Source organism: Actinosynnema sp., from assembly GCF_052038725.1.
In genome coordinates this window covers 1-3,208 of the sequence record NZ_JBQGCX010000597.1, presented here as the reverse complement: position 1 = coordinate 3,208, position 3,208 = coordinate 1, and the positions used below count along the sequence as shown (strand labels likewise).

Below are 3,208 nucleotides of genomic sequence, written 5' to 3'. Positions count from 1 at the left end.
CCCCGGCGGACCACCCCGGACAGCCCCGGACCGGCGGCGCCGCCCGGTACGGTCTTCGCCGTGCCCCCCGCCATCACCACCGTCCCCGACACCCGCGCGCTCCTGGCCACCGCCGTGAAGGCCGTGGGCGGAGCCGAGCGCGAGGGGCAGGTGGACATGGCGCTCGCCGTCGAGCGCTCCATCCGCACCGGCGAGCACCTCGCCGTCCAGGCGGGCACCGGCACCGGCAAGTCGCTGGCCTACCTGGTCCCCGCGCTGCGGCACGCCGTCGCCGAGGAGAGCACCGTCGTCATCTCGACGGCGACGATCGCCCTGCAGCGCCAGCTCGTCGACCGGGACCTGCCGCGCCTGGCGAAGGCCCTGCGCAAGGAGCTGGGCCGGGAGCCGCGCTTCGCGATCCTCAAGGGCAGGCGCAACTACCTGTGCATGCACCGCCTGCACAGCGGGGCCCCGGACGAGCCGGAGGAAGCGGGCCTGTTCGACCCGTTCGCGGTGTCCAAGCTCGGCCGCGAGGTGAAGCGGCTGCACGAGTGGTCCTCCGACACCGAGACCGGCGACCGGGACGAGCTGGTGCCGGGCGTGCCCGACCAGGCGTGGAAGCAGGTGTCGGTCACCGCGCGCGAGTGCCTGGGCGTGAGCAAGTGCCCCATCGGCGCCGACTGCTTCGCCGAGAAGGCCCGCGCCGAGGCGGGGCGGGCGGACGTCGTGGTCACCAACCACGCCATGCTCGCCATCGACGCCCTGGAGGGCTACCAGGTGCTGCCCGACCACGACGTGGTCGTGATCGACGAGGCGCACGACCTGGTCGACCGGGTCACCTCCGTGGCGACCGAGGAGCTGGGCTCGGCGGCGATCACGACGGCGGCCCGGCGGTGCGGCAAGCTCGTCGACCAGGCCGTCGCGGACCGGCTCGCCGAGGCCGGTGACGGGCTCGGGATGCTGCTGGAGGACGCGCCCGCGGGCCGGTTGGAGTCGCTGCCGAAGGCGCTGGCCACGACGGTGGCGGCGGTGCGGGACGCGGCGCGGGTGTGCATCACCTCGCTCGGGCCCGAGCGCAAGGAGGACGTGGAGGGCTCGACGGCGCGGAAGCTGGCGCTGTCGCTGCTGGACGACATCCACGACTGCGCGGTGCGGGTGCTGGGGGCGTTCGACGACGAGCACGACGTGGTGTGGGTGTCCGGCGACTTCGGCGGGAACCGCGCGCCGGTGCTGCGGGTCGCGCCGCTGGGCGTCGGCGGCCTGCTGCGGGAGCGGCTGTTCGGCAAGCGCACCACGGTGCTGACGTCGGCGACGCTCACCCTGGGCGGCACGTTCGACACGCTGGCCAGGCAGTGGGGGCTGCCCGCCGCGTCGGGCGCGCGGAAGGCCGAGGGCGGCGGGAAGGCGGCGGGGACCGCGACGGACAAGGAGCCGCCGTCGGACCTGGGCGCGGTGAAGTGGACCGGGCTGGACGTGGGCTCGCCGTTCGAGCACGGCAGCAGCGGCATCCTGTACGTGGCGCGGCACCTGCCCCCGCCCGGTCGCGACGGCCTGCCGCCCGCGTACCTGGACGAGCTGGAGGGCCTGGTGAACGCGGCGGGTGGGCGCGCGCTGGGGCTGTTCTCCTCGATGCGCGCGGCGAAGGCGGCGACCGAGGCGCTGCGCGGGCGGGTGGACTTCCCGGTGCTGTGCCAGGGCGACGACCAGACCGGGCAGCTGGTGAAGCGGTTCGCCGAGGACGCGCGGACGTGCCTGTTCGGCACGCTGTCGCTGTGGCAGGGCGTGGACGTGCCCGGTCCCTCGCTGCAACTGGTGGTGATGGACCGCATCCCGTTCCCCAGGCCCGACGACCCGCTGGCGTCGGCGCGGCAGAAGGCCGTGGCCTCCAGGCGCGGCAACGGGGTCCTGACCGAGACGTCCACGCTCGCGGCGCTGCTGCTGGCGCAGGGCGCGGGGCGGTTGCTGCGGTCGATGAACGACAAGGGCGTGGTGGCGGTGCTGGACCCGAGGCTGGCGACGGCGCGCTACGGCGGTTTCCTGCGCGCGTCGCTGCCGCCGTTCTGGACCACGTACGACACCGAGGTGGTCAAGGCGGCGCTGAAGCGGCTGGACGCGGCGAACAAGTAGGGCCCCGCCCCTCCCCCGCTCAGCCGTCGACGAGCAGTCCGCGCAGCGGTCCCTGGAGCCGTTCGGAGCGGCGGGACACACCGGGCAGGCGCACCGCCCGGTGGTCGCCCGCGCGGCCGGCGCCGGGGTCGAGCGCGGCGCGCCAGAGCCGGTCCACGACCTCCTCGGGCGGTCCGTCCACTTCGGACTTGCCCAGCCCGAGGTGCTCGCCCCACAGCCGCAGCCGGGTGTCGCGGGCCAGCTCCGGGTCGTCGGTGACGAGGTTGACCTCGGTGTCGTTGAACAGCGAGTGCTCGTTGAGGTTGGCCGAGCCGAGGGTGAGCCAGCGGTCGTCCACGATCGCCAGCTTGGCGTGCACGTAGACCGGGCTGCCGTCGTGGGCGGCGAGGGTGGCCGCGACCAGGCGGCCGTTGCCGTCGTCGGCGTCCAGGAGCCTGCCGAGCTGGCCGCGCGTGGTGTCGGCGCCGTTGCTGGGCTTGCGGGGCAGCACGAGCACGACGCGGAAGCGCGGGTCCGGCGGGGTGCGGAGCTTGTCGATGAGGATCTCGACGACCTCGGGCGACCAGAGGAACTGGTTCTCCAGGTAGACGAGCCGCTCGGCGGAGCGCAGGCCGCGCAGGTAGGCGTCGGCGAGGCTGAAGTCGCCGCGCGGGGCGAAGTCGTAGGTGCGCTCGGGCACGGTGCGCGCGATCTGCACGCTGGACCGGCCCTTGGCCTCGGGCACCCGCGGTTCGGGCAGCTCCTCGCGCGCGATCTCCTGCCAGCGCTGCCGGAAGTGCTCGGCGACGTCGGCGACGGCGGGCCCCTCGATCCGGGCGGCGAGGTCGTGCCACCCCACGGGCTCGCGCGGCGGGTGGTCGGTGGTGTCGTGCCGGTCGCCGTCGAGCGCGGTGAAGTCCAGGCCGCCGACGAAGGCGACCTCGTCGTCCACGACCACGATCTTCTCGTGGTGGCAGTGCAGGGTGCGCTCGCGGGTGTCGAGCAGGCAGCGCACCCGGCTGTCCCGCTCGAACTCGGCGGTGGACCGCCGGGCGCGCTCGCGGGTCGGCTCGAACAGCGGCACGGGCGGCCCGCCCCACACGAGCATCCGCACGTCGACCCG

General features: G+C 74.9%; 2 protein-coding genes. One reads left to right on the top strand and one right to left on the bottom strand.

All coding sequences use genetic code 11. The features are described from left to right. Window positions 1-60 precede the first annotated feature (60 nt). The gene (locus tag ACTUAL_RS12515) at window positions 61-2,106 is read left to right on the top strand and encodes an ATP-dependent DNA helicase (protein ID WP_440900351.1); all 2,046 of its coding nucleotides are present in this window, start codon (window positions 61-63) and stop codon (window positions 2,104-2,106) included. A gap of 19 nt (window positions 2,107-2,125) precedes the next feature. Here ACTUAL_RS12515 and ACTUAL_RS12510 read toward each other — a convergent pair. Continuing rightward, window positions 2,126-3,208, bottom strand: a 1,083-nt coding sequence (locus tag ACTUAL_RS12510) for a phospholipase D family protein (protein WP_440900350.1), incomplete at its 5' end; no start/stop codon positions are given.